The sequence below is a fragment of the Kitasatospora sp. NPDC024654 genome (assembly GCF_055559155.1).
Window position 1 is genome coordinate 163,042 of the sequence record NZ_JBVHLF010000010.1, and the last position, 16,790, is coordinate 179,831.

4 protein-coding genes are annotated in these 16,790 nt (G+C 75.9%); all 4 read left to right on the plus strand.

Annotated features, from left to right (window positions below):
* The first annotated feature begins 28 nt into the window (after positions 1 to 28).
* Genes ACZ38L_RS09335 through ACZ38L_RS09350 form a run of 4 tightly spaced genes read left to right on the plus strand, consistent with a single transcriptional unit; the run spans position 29 to position 16,672 of the window.
* Entirely contained in the window at positions 29 to 11,695 is an 11,667-nt protein-coding gene (locus ACZ38L_RS09335; RefSeq protein ID WP_465690852.1) for an SDR family NAD(P)-dependent oxidoreductase, read from the plus strand.
* Positions 11,696 to 11,712: 17 nt separating this feature from the next.
* On the plus strand, positions 11,713 to 14,790 hold the full coding sequence (locus tag ACZ38L_RS09340) for a type I polyketide synthase (protein WP_465690854.1): 3,078 nt from the start codon (positions 11,713 to 11,715) through the stop codon (positions 14,788 to 14,790).
* A complete protein-coding gene (locus ACZ38L_RS09345; RefSeq protein ID WP_465690858.1) occupies positions 14,787 to 15,590 on the plus strand; it encodes a 2-oxo acid dehydrogenase subunit E2 in 804 nt (267 codons plus the stop codon). Before ACZ38L_RS09340 ends, ACZ38L_RS09345 begins: the two co-directional genes overlap by 4 nt.
* Entirely contained in the window at positions 15,587 to 16,672 is a 1,086-nt protein-coding gene (locus tag ACZ38L_RS09350; RefSeq protein ID WP_465690862.1) for an alpha/beta hydrolase, read from the plus strand. The genes ACZ38L_RS09345 and ACZ38L_RS09350 overlap by 4 nt, the downstream gene beginning before the upstream one ends.
* Positions 16,673 to 16,790: the final 118 nt, after the last annotated feature.

Here is a 16,790-nt window from a genome sequence, read left to right on the forward strand (position 1 = left end):
CGTCCAGCAGAAAGGTCCACTCCGCACCGTGTTGAACGAAGCCGCGAACGAAACAGCGAACCACGCCGCGAACGAGGCGGCGAACCAGGACAGGCTGCGCGACTACCTCAAGCGCGCGACCGCGAACCTGCGGCAGACCCGCCAGCGCCTGCACGAGCTGGAGGCGAAGGAGCGGGAGCCGATCGCGATCGTCGGCATGGCCTGCCGGTTCCCGGGCGGGGTGCGCTCACCGGAGGACCTCTGGCGCCTGGTCAGGTCCGGCACCGACGCGGTCGGCGAGTTCCCCGACGACCGGGGCTGGCCCGCCGACCTGTACGACCCCGACCCGGAGGCCGGCGGAAGGAGCTATGTCCGCAGGGGCGCGTTCCTGCACGACGCCGTCGACTTCGACGCCGCCTTCTACGGCATCAGCGGGCGCGAGGCGGCCGCGACCGACCCGCAGCAGCGCGTCCTGCTGGAGATCGCCTGGGAGGCGCTGGAGCGCGCGGCGATCCCGCCCGACTCGCTGCACGGCAGCGCCACCGGGGTCTTCACCGGCGTCATCGGGCAGGAGTACGGCGCCCGGGCCGACGCCCCCGAACTGGAGGGGTTCTTCCTCACCGGCAACACCACGAGCGTCGCCTCCGGCCGGATCGCCTACACCCTCGGTCTGGAGGGCCCCGCGGTGACGCTGGACACCGCCTGCTCCTCCTCGCTGGTGGCGATCCACCTGGCCGCCCAGTCGCTGCGCCGCGGCGAGTGCACCCTGGCGCTGGCCGGCGGTGCCACCGTGATGGCCACCCCGCGGGTGTTCGTGGAGTTCAGCCGGCAGCGCGGGCTCTCCCCCGACGGCCGGTGCAAGTCGTTCGCCGCCGGCGCCGACGGGACCGGCTGGGGCGAGGGCGCCGGGCTGCTGGTGCTGGAGCGGCTCTCCGACGCGCTGCGCGAGGGCCGCCGGGTGCTGGCCGTGATCCCCGGCTCCGCCGTCAACCAGGACGGCGCCAGCAACGGCCTCACCGCGCCCAACGGCCTGGCTCAGCAGCGGGTGATCCGGCAGGCGCTGGAGGCCGCCCGGCTGGCGCCCGACGAGGTCGACACGGTCGAGGCGCACGGCACCGGCACCTCGCTCGGCGACCCGATCGAGGCCCAGGCACTGATCACCGCCTACGGGCAGAACCGTCCCGCGGACCGGCCGCTCTGGCTGGGCTCGATCAAGTCCAACATCGGGCACACCCAGGCCGCCGCGGGCATCGCCGGCGTGATCAAGATGGTGATGGCGCTCCGGCATGGCCTGCTGCCGGCGACCCTGCACGTCGACGAGCCGTCACCGCACGTGGACTGGACGGCCGGCGCGGTCTCGCTGCTGCGCGGCGCCGTCCCGTGGCCGGCCGGCGCGCGGGTCCGCAGCGCCGGGGTCTCGTCCTTCGGGATCAGCGGGACCAACGCACACCTGATCGTCCAGGAGCCGCCGAGCGCGCCGGAACCCGACGAGAGCGCCCCGGCGCCCTGGGCGCCCTGGCTGTTGTCCGGCAGGAGCGAGGCGGCGCTGCGGGAGCGCGCGGCGCAGCTGCGCACCTTCCTGGCGGACGATCCGGAGCTGGACCCGGCGGAGGTCGGCCGCGCCCTGGCGCTGACCCGTAGTCACCACCAGCACCGGGCCGCGATCACCGCGCCGGACCGGCCCGGGCTGCTGGCGGCACTGGACGCACTGGCCCACGGCGAGTCCGCGCCGGAGCTGGTCCGCGCCCCGGCCGGCGGCCGACCGCGCGGCCTGGCCTTCCTCTTCGCCGGTCAGGGCGCCCAACGACCGGGAATGGGACGGGAGTTGTACCAGCGGTACGCGGTCTTCGCGGCGGCCTTCGACGAGATCTGCGAGCTGACCGAGCTGCCGCTCAAGGAGATCGTCTTCGCGGCGGAGGGCAGCGCGGAGGCCGCCCGGCTCGACCGGACGGCCTACACCCAGCCGGCGCTGTTCGCCGTCGAGGTCGCCCTGTACCGGCTGGTGGAGTCCTGGGGGCTGGTCCCCGACCAGCTGATCGGGCACTCGATCGGGGAGCTCGCCGCCGCCCACGTGGCCGGCCTGCTCTCGCTCGCGGACGCCTGCACGCTGGTCCGGGCCCGCGGCCGGCTGATGGAGGCGGCCCGGTCCGGCGGCGCGATGATCGCCGTGCAGGCGACCGAGCAGGAGGTCGCCCCGCTGGTCGCCGAGCACCCGCGGGCGGCGGCGATCGCCGCCCTGAACGGCCCGCTGGCGACCGTCATCTCGGGTGACGAGCCGGTGGTGACCGCGATCGCCGAGCACTTCGCCGGGCTCGGGCGCAAGACCCGCCGGCTGCAGGTGAGCCACGCCTTCCACTCGCCGCACATGGACGGGGTGCTCGACGAGTTCCAGCGGATCGCCGACGGTCTCGACTACCGGCAGCCGCGGATCCCGGTCATCTCCAACGTCACCGGCCGGCCCGCCGGTGACGAGTTCCGCTCGGGCACCTACTGGCGCGACCACATCCGGCAGGCGGTCCGGTTCCAGGACGGGATCCGGCAGCTGCACGACCTCGGCACCGGCGGCTACCTGGAGATCGGGCCGGACCGCACGCTCAGCGCGCTGGCCGAGCAGTGCCTGGCCGAGGAGGCGGACGAGGGCCTGGCCTTCCTCGCCCCGCTGCGCCCGCGACAGCCGGAGGCGCGCGGCCTGCTGACCGTGGCGGCCGAGGCGTACGCGCTCGGCCACGACCTCGACTGGGCGACGGTGTTCGGCGGGGGCGCGGCACCCGCGATCGACCTGCCCACCTACCCGTTCCAGCGCCGCCGGTTCTGGCTCGACAACGCCGCCGCGGCCGACGCCGGGGCACTCGGGCTCACCCCGGTCGGGCATCCGCTGCTCGGCGCCGCCGCCCAACTCCCGGACGGCAGCAGGGTGTTCACCGGGCGGATCGGACCGGCGCAGCAGGCCTGGCTGGCCGACCACGTGGTGGTCGGCACCACCCTGCTGCCGGGGACCGGCTTCCTGGAACTGGCCCTGCGCGCCGCCGCGCAGTGCGGCCACCGGCAGGTCGAGGAGCTGACCCTGCACAGCCCGCTGGTGCTGAGCGGCACGGAGGCGGTGCAGTTGCGGGTCCACGTGACACCGGACGGAGGTGTGACCGTCCACTCCCGCCCCGAGCCCGCCGCACCCGACGGCACCTGGACCCAGCACGCCACCGGCTCCCTCGGCGCGGCCGACCCGGACGCGCCGGCCGCGCCGGTGCTGGGCGCCTGGCCACCCGTGAGCGCCGTGCCGGTCCCGGTCGACGGCCTCTACCAGGACCTCGCCGAGCTCGGGCTGCGTTACGGGCCGGCCTTCCAGGGGCTGCGCGCGGTCTGGCGGGACGGCGAGTCCGTGCTCGCCGAGGTCGCGCTCCCCGAGGGCACCGCGGCGGCGCCGTACGGCCTGCACCCCGCACTGCTGGACGCCGCCCTGCACGCGCTGCTGTTCAGCGGCCCGGACGGCCGGGTCGAACTCGACCAGGTCCGGCTGCCGTTCTCGTGGAGCGGCGTCACGCTGCACGCCACCGGCGCCGCCGAGCTGCGGGTCCGGCTGACGGCCCGGGCGGACGGCGGACCCGGCACCTTCACCCTGGCGCTCTTCGACGCCGAGGGCGAGCCGGTGGGCGGCGTCGAGTCGCTGACCCTACGCCAGCTCGACGCCGGGGCACTCGCCGCGGCTCCGACCCGGCAGGACCCGTTGTACCGGCTCGGCTGGTCCGTGACCCGCCCCCCGGCCGGCGTGCGGCCGCCGGCCCCCGGCCCGGTCCTCACCGGCCCGGACGGACTGGCGGCACTGACCGGGGCGGTCCGGGGCGGCACGGCGGCGCCGGAACTGGTGGTGCTCGACCGCACCGGCGTGCCGGCGCAGGCCGACCCGGCGGTCCGGGCACACCAGGACACCCGTGAACTCCTCACCGTGCTCCAGGAGTTCCTCGCCGAGCCGGCCCTGGCGACGGCCCGGCTGGTGGTGGTCACCCGGGGCGCCGTCGCGCTGGCCCCGGAGGACCGGGAGATCGACCCGGCCGCGGCCGCCCTCTGGGGGCTGGTCCGGGTGGCCCAGTCGGAGAACCCCGACCGTTTCGTGCTGATCGACCACGACGGCCAGCCGGCCACCGAGCCGCTGCTGCCCGCCGCCGTGGCCACCGGCGAGCCCCAACTCGCCATCCGTGGCGGCGTGTTGCATATCCCCCGGCTGGTCGCCGAGCCGGCCGCGCCGGTCGGGCTGCCGGCGGACGGCACGGCCTGGCGACTGGAGGTCTCCGAGGCCGGCACGCTGGACAACCTGGTGGCGGTCGCCGCCCCGGAGTCGGAGGCACCACTCGGCCCCGGCGAGGTCCGGGTCGCGGTCCGGGCCGCCGGGATGAACTTCCGGGACGTGCTGGTCGCCCTCGGCATGTACCCGGGCCGGGCCTCGATCGGCGGCGAGGCCGCCGGCGTCGTGCTGGCGACCGGCCCCGGGGTGACCGAACTCGCCGTCGGGGACCGGGTGATGGGCCTGTTCGGCGGTGCGATCGGCGCCCTGGCGCGGACCGACCAGCGGATGCTCGCCCGGATCCCGGACGGCTGGTCCTTCGTCCAGGCGGCCACCACCCCGGTGGTCTTCCTCACCGCCTACTACGGCCTGGCCGATCTCGCCCGGATCCAGCCCGGCGAGCGGCTGTTGGTGCACTCGGCCGCCGGCGGCGTGGGCATGGCCGCCGTCCAGCTCGCCCGGCACTGGGGCGTCGAGGTCTTCGGCACGGCCAGCCCGGGCAAGTGGGACGCGCTGCGCGCGCAGGGCCTGGACGAGGACCACCTGGCCTCCTCCCGCACCCTCGACTTCGAGGCGCACTTCCACGCGGCCACCGGCGGCGCGGGCGTCGACGTGGTACTCGACTCGCTGGCCCGCGAGTTCGTGGACGCCTCGCTGCGGCTGCTGCCGCGCGGCGGCCGGTTCCTGGAGATGGGCAAGACCGACATCCGGGATCCGCAGCGGGTCGCGGCGGAGCACCCCGGGGTCGCCTACCAGGCCTTCGACATGGTGGAGGCCGGGCCCGACCGGATCCAGCAGATGTTCGCCGAGCTGCGGGCGCTCTTCGACCGCGGGGTGCTGACCCCGCTGCCGGTCACCAGCTTCGACGTGCGGCACGCGCCGGAGGCCTTCCGCTTCCTGCAACAGGCCCGCCAGGTCGGCAAGGTGGCGCTGACCATCCCGCGGCCGATCGAGCCGGACGGCACCGTGCTGATCACGGGCGGCACCGGGACGCTCGGCGCGCTCGCCGCCCGGCACCTGGTGACGACGCACGGCGCGCGGCACCTGCTGCTGGTCGGCCGGCGCGGCGCATCGGCCCCAGGTGCGACCGAACTAGCCTGCGAGCTGCGGGAGTTGGGAGCCGAGGTCATCGTCGCCGGCTGCGACACCGCCGATCCCGTCGCGCTGGCCGCACTGCTGGCCGGGATCCCGCGCGAGCACCCGCTCACCGCGGTGGTGCACTGCGCCGGCACCCTGGACGACGTCACCCTGCCCGCGCTGACCGCGGAGCGCCTGACCGCCGTGCTGCGCCCCAAGGCGGACGCCGCCTGGAACCTGCACCGGCAGACCCGCGATCTCGACCTGGCGGCCTTCGTGCTGTACTCCTCGGTGGCCGGCACGACGGGCAACCCGGGCCAGGCCAACTACGCCGCGGGCAACTGCTTCCTGGACGCGCTGGCCGCGCACCGCCGGGCCGCCGGCCTGCCCGCGACCTCGCTCGCCTGGGGCCTGTGGGACCCGAGCGGCGGCATGGCCGGCACGCTCGGCGCCCAGGACCGCACCCGGATCGAGCGCTCGGGCATGCTGCCGCTCGACCCCGCCGGCGGGATGGCCCTGTTCGACCGCGCGCTGACCGCCGGCCACCCGGCCGTCGTCCCGGCCCGGCTCGACCTCCCGGCGCTCCGCCGGCTCGCCGCCGACCCGGCGGCGCTGCCCGCACTGCTCGGCGCGGTGGTCGGCCCGGTGACCGCACGGCCGGCCGCCGCGACCCCAGGGAGCTCCCAACTAGCTCGGCGAATAGCCGAGTTGAGCGACGCCGATGCCACGCCGATGCTGGTGGAGCTGCTCCACCGGCAGATCGCCACCGTGCTCGGCAACGACCCGAGCGACCCCGTCGACCCGACCCAGCCGTTCAAGGACCTCGGCTTCGACTCACTCACCGCCGTCGAGCTGCGCAACGTGCTCAACAAGGCCAGCGGCCTGCGGCTGCCCGCCACCCTGCTGTTCGACTACCCGACCCCGGCCGAGCTGGCCGCCGAGCTGCTCACCCGGCTGCGCGGGACCGAGCCGGCCCGGCCCGCCGCCGCGCCGGCGGTCGCGGCGGCCGTGGACGAGCCGATCGCCATCGTCGGGATGGGCTGCCGGTTCCCCGGCGGCGCGGACTCGCCCGACGGACTGTGGCGGCTGGCCGTGGACGGGATCGACGCGATCGGCGAGTACCCCGGGGGCCGCGGCTGGAGCCTGGACGAGCTGTACGACCCCGAGCCCGGCCTGGCCGGCCGCACCTACGTGCGCCAGGGCGGCTTCCTGGCCGACGCCGGCGGCTTCGACGCGGAGTTCTTCGGGATCAGCCCGCGCGAGGCCGAGGCGATGGACCCACAGCAGCGGCTGCTGCTGGAGGTCTCCTGGGAGACCCTGGAGCACGCCGGGATCACGCCCGGCACCCTGCGCGGCACCCAGGTCGGCGTCTTCGCCGGCGTGGCCGGCCAGGAGTACGGCGCCGGGTCCGCCACCACCCAGGAGGCGGTGGCCGGTTACGTGCTGACCGGCTCGACCACCAGCGTGGCCTCCGGCCGGATCGCCTACACCATGGGCCTGGAGGGCCCGGCCGTCACGGTCGACACCGCCTGCTCGTCCTCCCTGGTCGCGGCGCACCTGGCGGTCCAGGCGCTGCGCGGCGGCGAGTGCACCATGGCACTGGCCGGCGGGACCACCATCATGGCCACCCCGGGGATCTTCCTGGAGTTCAGCCGGCAGCGCGGCATGGCGCCGGACGGGAGGTGCAAACCCTTCGCCGCCGCGGCGGACGGCACCGGCTGGGGCGAGGGCGTCGGCATGATCCTGCTGGAACGGCTCTCCGACGCCGAGCGCAACGGCCATCGGGTGCTCGCGCTGATCCGCGGCTCGGCGGTCAACCAGGACGGCGCCAGCAACGGGCTCACCGCTCCCAACGGCCCCTCCCAGCAACGCGTGATCCGGGCCGCGCTGCGCAGCGCCGGGCTCGCACCGGCCGACGTCGACGCGGTCGAGGCGCACGGCACCGGCACCGTGCTCGGCGACCCGATCGAGGCGCAGGCCCTGCTCGCCACCTACGGCCAGGACCGCCCCGAGGACCGGCCGTTGCTGCTCGGCTCGATCAAGTCCAACATCGGGCACACCCAGGCCGCCGCCGGCATCGCCGGGATCATCAAGATGGTGCAGGCGCTGCGGCACGGCCGGCTCCCGCTGACCCTGCACGTGGACGAGCCGTCACCACACGTCAACTGGTCCACCGGCGCGGTCCGGCTGCTCACCGAGACCACGCCCTGGCCGGAGACCGGCCGGCCCCGGCGGGCGGGCGTCTCCTCGTTCGGGATCAGCGGCACCAACGCGCACCTGATCCTGGAGGCCGCCCCCGGGGCCGCGCCGGTGCCCGCCGCCGGGCCCGCCGCCGAGCCGCCGGCCGTGCTGCCGCTGGTGCTCTCCGCCCGGTCCCCCGAGGCACTCCGGGCGCAGGGCCGCCGGCTCGCCGAACACCTGGCGGCCGCACCGGAAGTCCGTCCGGTCGACCTGGCCTTCTCCCTGGTCACCGGCCGCGACCTGCACCCGCACCGGGCCGTGGTGGTGGGCGGCGACCCGGACGAGCTGCGCTCCGGCCTGGCCGCGCTGGCGGAGGGCGTCGCCTGGCCCGACACCGTCGAGGGACTGGCCGGCGCCCCGGGCAAGGTGGCGTTCGTCTTCCCCGGCCAGGGCTCGCAGTGGGACGGCATGGCCCGCGAGCTGCTGGACGGCTCCGAGGTCTTCCGGGCGAGCATCGGGGAGTGCGCGGACGCGCTCGCCCGGTACACCGACTGGTCGCTGCTCGACGTGCTGCTGGACCGCCCCGGGGCGCCGCCGGCGGACCGGGTCGACGTCGTGCAGCCGGTGCTCTTCGCGGTGATGGTCTCGCTGGCCCGGCTCTGGCAGGCGGCCGGGGTGCGCCCGGACGCGGTGATCGGCCACTCCCAGGGCGAGATCGCCGCCGCCGTGGTGGCCGGCGCGCTCTCGCTGGACGACGCCGCCCGGGTCGTCGCGCTGCGCAGCCGGGCACTGACCGAGCTGGCCGGCAGTGGCGCGATGGCGAGCATCCCGCTCCCGGCCGAGCAGGTCGGGGCCCGGCTGGCCGGGTTCGACCTCACGGTGGCGGTCCACAACGGTCCGGCCGCCACGGTGGTGGCCGGCGCCGCCACGGAGGTCGAGCGCTTCGTGCGGGAGTGCCAGGCGGAGGGCCTGCGGGCCCGCACCATCCCGGTCGACTACGCCTCGCACTCCCCCCAGGTCGAGGCGATCCGCGAGCGCCTGCTCGGCGAACTCGACGGGCTGACCCCGCGCATCGGCGACCTGCCGCTCTACTCCACGCTCACCGGCGAACCGCTCGACACCACCGTGATGACCGCGCAGTACTGGTACGAGAACCTCCGCCGGCCGGTCCAGTTCGAACGCGCCGTCCGGGCGCTCGCCGCGGCCGGCCACCGCGGGTTCGTCGAGGCGAGCCCGCACCCGGTGCTCACCGTCCCCACCGCGGAGATCCTGGACGGCGCCGGCACCGTGATCGGCACCCTGCGCCGCGACGACGGCGGGCAGCGGCGCTTCCTCGGCTCGCTCGCGCAGGCCCACGTGGCCGGCCTCCAGGTCGACTGGGAGCGGCTGCTCGCCCCGGCGGCTCCCCGTCAGGTCCCGCTCCCCAGCTACCCGTTCCAGCACCGCCCGTACTGGCTGCGCGCCGCCGGCCGCGCCGACGCCGCCGGCGCCGGGCTGTCCGCCACCGGGCACCCCCTGCTCAGCGCCGGAACCTCACTGCCCGGCGGCGGGTCGCTCCTCACCGGTCGGGTCTCCGTCGAGGACCACCCCTGGCTCGCCGACCACGCCGTGCACGGCACGGTGCTGCTGCCCGGGACCGCCTTCGTCGACCTGGCCCTCGCCGCGGCCGGGCGAACGGGCTGCGACGAGGTCGGCGAGCTGACCCTGGAGGCGCCGCTGGTGCTGCCCGAACACGGCGCCGTGCTGCTGCAGGCCCTGGTCGGCGCGGCCGACGAGCACGGCGGCCGCTCGTTCGCGCTGCACTCCAGGAGCGCGGCGGAGGGCGACCCGGACGGCTGGGTCCGGCACGCCACCGGCACCCTGGTCCGGGCCACCGACCGGTCCGCCGCCCCGGAGTCGGAGTGGCCGCCGCCCGGCGCCACCAGGCTGGCCGTGGACGGCTTCTACCCCGCGCTGGCCGAGGCCGGGCTCGACTACGGCCCCGCCTTCCAGGGCGTCCGGGAGATCTGGCGCGACGACGCCGGCGTCTGGGCCGAGGTCCTCCTGGACGAGAACGTCGGCCTGAACGGCTTCTCGCTCCACCCCGCGCTGCTCGACGCGGCGCTGCACCCGGCCACCTCCCTGCTGACCGGCCAGGACGGCCTGCGGATCCCGTTCTCCTGGAACGGGGTGCGGGCCCGGGCAGGCGAACACCGGCGGTTGCGGGTGCGGCTGACGGCGACCGGGGCCGACAGCGTGGCGCTCCGGCTGACCGACGAGCACGGCGGGCCGATCGCCGAGGTGGCGGACCTCGCCCTGCGCCCGCTCTCCCGGGAGCTGCTCGCCTCGCTGCGGGCCGGCACCCGGCAGCCGCTGCTCCGGCTCGGCTGGACCGCGGCCCCCACGCAGGCGGCACCGACCGGGCCCGGACAACCGGCGGCCGGCCACTGGGCCGTGGTCGGGGACCGCGAACTGACCGAGGCGCTGCGGGCCGCCGGGGCCGAGGCCACCGACCACGCCACCCTCGCGGAGCCCGCCGGAGACCCGGCCCGGCGGGCCAGGGCGCTGCTGGCAGGGGCACTGACGGTGGTCCAGGAGTTCCTCGCCGAGCCGGAGTCCACCGAGCGGCGCCTGGTCCTGGTCACCCGCGGCGCGGTCGCGCCCGACGGCGGGCAGTCGGTCGACCCGGCCGCTGCCAGCCTCTGGGGCCTGCTCCGGACGGCCCAGTCGGAGCACCCGGAGCGGCTGGTGCTGCTCGACCTGGACGGCGAGCCGGCCTCCTACCGGGCCGCGGCCGCCGCCCTGGCCACCGGGGAGCCCCAACTGGCCGTGCGCTCGGGGACCGCCCTGGTCCCCCGGCTGGACCGGGTCGCCGGCACCGAGACCGACCGGATCGCGTTCCGGCCCGAGGGAACCGTGCTGATCACCGGCGGCACCGGCGTGCTCGGCGCCGCGCTGGCCCGGCACCTGGTGACCGACTACGGCGTGCGCCGGCTGCTGCTCACCAGCCGGCGCGGGTCGACCGCCGGGGGAGCTGACGAACTCGCCTCCGAGCTGAGGGAGTCGGGTGCCGAGGTCACCATCGCGGCGTGTGACGTGGCGGACCGTGCCGCGCTGGCCGCGCTGCTCGCGGAGCACCCGGTGTCGGCGGTCTTCCATGCCGCCGGCGTGCTCCGCGACGCGACCGTCGACTCGCTGACCCCCGAGCACCTGGACACCGTGCTGCGGGCGAAGGCGGACGCGGCCTGGCACCTGCACGAGCTGACGAAGGACCGGCAGCTCAGCGCCTTCGTGCTCTACTCCTCCGCGGCCGGCGTGCTCGGCGCGCCGGGCCAGGCCAACTACGCCGCCGCCAACACCTTCCTGGACGCGCTCGCCCAGCACCGCCGCGCCCTCGGGTTGCCCGCCACGGCGCTCGCCTGGGGCCTGTGGGCGGAGGCGTCCGAGCTGACCACCGGCGTCGAGACGGCGCGGCTGGAACGCGGCGGCCTGAGCGCGATGCCCACCGGAGCGGCCCTGGAGCTGTTGGACACGGCCCTGGCCGGCGCGGCTCCGGCGCTGGTCGCCGCCCACCTCAACTGGCCGGCCCTGCGCCAGCGGGCGGCCGGCGGGACCCTCCCGGCGGTGCTGCGCGGCCTGGTCCGGGCGCCCGCCCGACGCGGCGGCCCCGGCGGCCCCGAGGCGCTGCGCGCACAGCTGGCCGGTCTGGACCCGACCGCGCGCCGCAAGCTCGTCCTGGAGTCGGTGCGGGCCACCATGGCGGCCGTGCTCGGCCACTCGACGGCCGAGGCCATCGCGCCGGAACGGTCCTTCCAGGAGCTGGGCTTCGACTCGCTGACGGCGGTCGAGCTGCGCAACCGGCTCGCCGCGGCCACCGGTCTGCGGCTGCCCGCCTCGCTGGTCTTCGACCACCCCAGCGCCGCCGCCGTCGCCGACCACCTGCTGACCGGCCTGGTGGCGGGCGAGGCCGACCCGTCCGAGCTGGCCCTCGGCGAGCTGGAGAAGCTGGAGGCGACCCTGCTGGCGCTGCCCCCGGACGACCGGGCCCGGCCCCACCTGACCGCCCGCCTCCAGCGCTTGCTGACCCGCTGGAGCGAGGCCGGGGACGACGGCGACACCGCCGTCGGCGACCGAATCGACGAGGCGAGCGTCGACGAGGTCTTCGACTTCATCGACAGGGAACTCGGAAGGTCCGCGAAATGAAGGGGGATCGAGCAGCGATGGCGAACGAGGAGAAACTCGTCGAGTACCTCAAGTGGGTGACGGCGGATCTGCACCGGACCAGACAGCGGCTTCAGGACCTGGAGTCCGAGCCGATCGCGATCGTCGCGATGGGCTGCCGGTATCCGGGGGACGTCCGCTCCCCCGAGGACCTCTGGGAGCTGGTCAGCGAGGGCCGGGACGCGGTCGCCGGCCTGCCCGAGGGGCGCGGCTGGCCGGACGGGCTGTACGACCCGGACCCGGACGCGCCGGGTCGCAGCTCCGCCCGGGAGGGCGGCTTCCTGTACGACGCGGACCAGTTCGACGCCGCGTTCTTCGGCATCAGTCCGCGCGAGGCACTGGCGATCGACCCGCAGCAGCGGCTGCTGCTGGAGGTCGCCTGGGAGACCTTCGAGCGCGCCGGCATCACGCCGGGCTCGCTGCGCGGCGAGCCGGTCGGCGTGTTCGCCGGGGTGATGTACGGCGACTACGGCTCCCGGCTGATCGGCCGGACGCCGGCCGAGGTCGAGGGCCTCACCGGCACCGGCAGCGCGGGGAGCGTCGCCTCCGGCCGGGTCGCCTACACCTTCGGCTTCGAGGGGCCGGCGCTCAGCATCGACACCGCCTGCTCCTCCTCCCTGGTGGCGGTCCACCTGGCCTGCCAGGCGCTGCGCCGGGGTGAGTGCACGATGGCGCTGGCCGGGGGCGTCACCGTGATGGCCACGCCGGGCGTCTTCGTGGAGTTCAGCCGGCAGCGCGGGCTGGCCGCCGACGGCCGCTGCAAGTCCTTCGCCGCTGCCGCCGACGGCACCGGGTGGGGCGAGGGCGTCGGGCTGGTACTGCTGGAGCGGCTGTCGGACGCGCGGGCCAACGGCCACCGAGTGCTCGCGGTGGTCCGGGGCAGCGCCGTCAACCAGGACGGCGGCAGCAACGGTCTCACCGCGCCCAACGGTCCGTCCCAGGAGCGCCTGGTGCACGCGGCGCTGGCGAACGCCCGGCTGCTTCCCGACGACGTGGACGCCGTCGAGGGACACGGCACCGGCACCGTGCTGGGCGACCCGATCGAGGCGCAGGCGCTGCTCGCCACCTACGGCCGGAACCGGCCGGTCGACCGGCCGCTCTGGCTCGGCTCGCTGAAGTCGAACATCGGTCACACCCAGGCCGCGGCCGGGATCGGTGGTCTGCTGAAGATGGTGCTGGCGCTGCGGCACGGCGCGCTGCCCAAGACCCTGCACGTCGACCGGCCCACCCCGCACGTCGACTGGGCCGCGGGCTCGGTGCGGCTGCTGACCGAGACCACGCCCTGGCCGGCCACCGACCGGCCGCGCCGGGCCGCCGTCTCCTCCTTCGGCATCAGCGGCACCAACGCCCACGTCATCCTGGAGGAGGCGGCACCCGCCGCCGAACCGGTCCCGGGCGACGCCGAGCCGGGGGTCACGGTCTGGCCGCTCTCCGGCCGGACCCCGCGGGCGCTGCGCGACCAGGCCGTCCGGCTGCTCGACTTCACCACCGCCAACCCCGAGCTCCCCTCCGCGCTGGTGGCCCGTGCCCTGGCCACCACCCGGACCCGCTTCCAGCACCGCGCGGTGGTCGTGGCCGCCGACCGGGAGGCCACCCTCGCCGGGCTGGCGGCGCTGGCCGAGGGCGGCTCGTCCGCCGCGCTGGTCCAGGGGGTGGCCCGCCCGGGCGGGCGGACCGCGTTCATGTTCAGCGGCCAGGGCAGCCAGCGGCCCGGCATGGGCCGGGCGCTGCACGAGCGCTTCCCGGCCTTCGCCGAGGCCTTCGACCAGGTCTGCGCCGAGCTCGACCGGCACCTGGACCGGCCGCTGCGCGAGCTGGTCTTCGCCACCCCGGACACGGCTGGGGCCGAGCTGCTGCACACCACCGAGTACACCCAGCCGGCGCTCTTCGCGCTGGAGGTCGCCCTCTACCGCCTGGTGGTCTCCTGCGGAGTGACGCCCGACTACCTGATCGGCCACTCGATCGGCGAGTTGACCGCGGCCCACCTGGCCGGGGTGTTCTCGCTCGCCGACGCCGCCGCCCTGGTCACCGCCCGCGGCCGGCTGATGCAGGGCCTGCCCGGGGACGGCGCGATGGTCGCCCTGCAGGCCACCGAGGGCGAGGTCCGCCCACTGCTGGAGGGCCTGCGCGACGTCGACGTCGCCGCCGTGAACGGGCCCGACTCGCTGGTCGTGTCGGGCGCAAGGGGGTCCGTGCTGTCGATCGCCCAGCAGTGGCGGGAGCGCGGCCGGAAGACCAAGCGGCTGACCGTCAGTCACGCCTTCCACTCGCCGCACGCCGACGCGATCCTGGACGACTTCCGGGCCGTCGCGGAGCGGGCCGCCTACCACCCGCCGGCCATCCCGGTGGTCTCCAACGTCACCGGCGCACTCGCCACCGCCGAGCAGCTCACCGATCCGGGCTACTGGGCCGCGCACATCCGCGCCGCGGTCGACTTCGACCGGGGCGTCCGGACGCTGCGCGAGGCGGGCGTCAGCACCTTCCTGGAACTGGGTCCCGACGCGACCCTGGCCGGCCTGGTCGGCGGCACCCCGCTGCTCCGGGCCGACCGGCCCGAGCAGACCGCGCTGCCGGCCGCGATCGCCGCACTGGACGTCGGCGGGACGGCCGTCGACTGGTCCGCGCTGCTCGGCGGGCCGGACCCGGTCCATCTCGACCTGCCCACCTACCCGTTCCAGCGTCAGCGCTACTGGATCGACCCGATCCCGCTCGCCCCGCTCGCCGAGTCGGACCAACTCCCCTCCCCCGAGCCCAAGTTCGACACCGAGCCGGCGATACCGGCGTTGGCGCGGCTGGCCGGACTGTCCTCCGCCGACCGTCCGCGGGCCGTGCTGGAGGTGGTGCTCGGTCACACCGCCGCCGTCCTCGGGGTGCTGCGGTCCGACACCCTCGACCCCGACCACGACTTCCTCCAGCTGGGCCTCACCTCGTTCACCGCGCTCGAACTCACCCGGCTGATGGCCGACGACGGCATCGAGGTCACTCCCGGCATGGTCTACGACAACCCGACCCCGCGCCTGCTCGCCGAACACCTCTCCGACGAGCTGACCGGCCTCCTGCAGGAGGTGGCCTCGTGACCGTCACCCGGATCGCGCCCGAGCGCCGGCACACCCTGCAGTTCCTGCGCGAGATCCGCGCCTTCTCGCCGGTCTTCCTGGACACCGAGGTCGACATGTCGATGATCCAGCGGCACCGCGCGGCGTCCCGGGAGCGCGGCGAGCGCTACTCCGTGGTCTCGTACGTGCTGCACGCCGGCGGGCGCGTGCTGGACCGGCACCCGGAGGCCAACGCGGCGATCCGCGGCACCGCGCGGCCCAAGGTCGCCCGGTACTCCTCGGTCAACGGCAAGGTCACCCTGGACAAGACCATCGGCGGGCAGCGGGTGGTGCTCTCCACCGTGCTGCCCGACCTGCAACGCGCCGAGCTGGCGGAGATCCAGCACCGACTGGCGCACCACCGCGACGGGGATCCCGAACGGATGCCGGAGTACGCCCCGACCCGGCTGCTGCACCGGCTGCCCTGGCCGTTCGGCGGCTGGCTGTTCCGGCTCGGGGTACGCCCGCTGCGGCGGCGCGCGGGAGCCTTCGGCACCTTCGCGGTGACCTCGCTGTCGCACCGGCCGGTGGACGGCTTCGCCTCGGTGGGCGGCACCACGGTCACGCTGGGCCTGGGCCAGGTGGCGGACCGTCCGGTGGTCCGCGCCGGCGAGGTGGTGGTGGCGCCGACGATGCGGCTCACCCTCACCTTCGACCACCGGGTGATCGACGGCGCGGAGGCCGCGGACGTGCTGGCCGACCTCAAACAGGCGCTGGAGTCCTTCGGGACGGCGCACGAGCAGCCGGCCGCCGCCGGCCCGGTCCGCGGGGAGCGGCGATGAACGACGTCCGGGAGCTCAAGCAGTACGTGGGTGCCCACGCACGCGGTCAGCGGATCGGGAACTACACCGAGATCCTGGACCGGATCACCCACGACGAGGACGGCCGGGGCTCCTGGGTCGGCGAGTGGTCCGCCGAGGCGGAGCGGCTGAGCCGGGCGGGCCGCCACCTGGAGGCCTGCCGGCACTACATCATGGCCCGGTTCCCCTACGTGGACGGTCCTGCCCGGCTGGCCGCGCAGGACCGCGGCCTCGCCGCGTTCGAGCGCTGGCGGGCGGACGGCCAGGACGTCCACCGGCTGGAGGTCGAGCTGAAGGGCGGTCGGGTGGCCTGCTGGCAGAGCGGGCTCTCCGGCACCGACCGGCGGCCGTTGCTGCTGCTGATGGGCGGGAACGTCAGCGTCAAGGAGCAGTGGGCGCCGACCCTGGCGGTCTTCCGCCGGCTCGGCATGGCGGCGATCGTCACCGAGCTGCCGGGCTGCGGGGAGAACCCGCTGCCGTACGACGCGGACAGCCCGGCCATGCTCTCCGGCCTGCTGGACGCGGTCGCGGACCGGGCCCGGGTGGCCGAGACCTACGCCCTGGCGATGAGCTTCAGCGGCCATCTCGCGCTGCGCTGCGCGCTGGACGACCACCGGATCCGCGGGGTGCTCACCGTGGGGGCCCCGATCAGCGGGGTCTTCGCCGACCCCGAGTGCCAGGCGCGGATCCCCCGGATCACCGTGGACGCGCTGGTCCACATGACCGGCGGCAGCCGCCACCGGCTCTTCGAGGAGCTGCGCGGCTGGGCGCTGACCGCCGACGAGCTGGCCTCGCTCGAGATCCCGGTCGGCTACGTCGCGAGCCGGCGCGACGAGATCATCCCGGCCGGCGATCCCGAGTTGCTGCGCGCGCACCTGCGCCGGCTGCGGCTGCTGGTCCACGACGACGTGCACGGCGCGCCGGACCACGTCACCGAGACCCAGCTCTGGACCGCCTGGCGGCTGTCGCAGATGCGCGGGGGCGCCGTTCCGCAGGCCGCCGCGCTGCAACTGCTCTGGCGCCTCGCCCGGTTCCGCGGCCGCTTCGCCCGCCCCCGGGGCTGAACCACCCCCTCGCGGGGGCGGGGCGGTCTACCCCCCCCCGCCAGGGCGGGGGTGATTCTGGCGGTTTTTCCCTCGTTTTTGGGTCTGAAAACCCACCCGAGCAAGCCCAACACCCCCC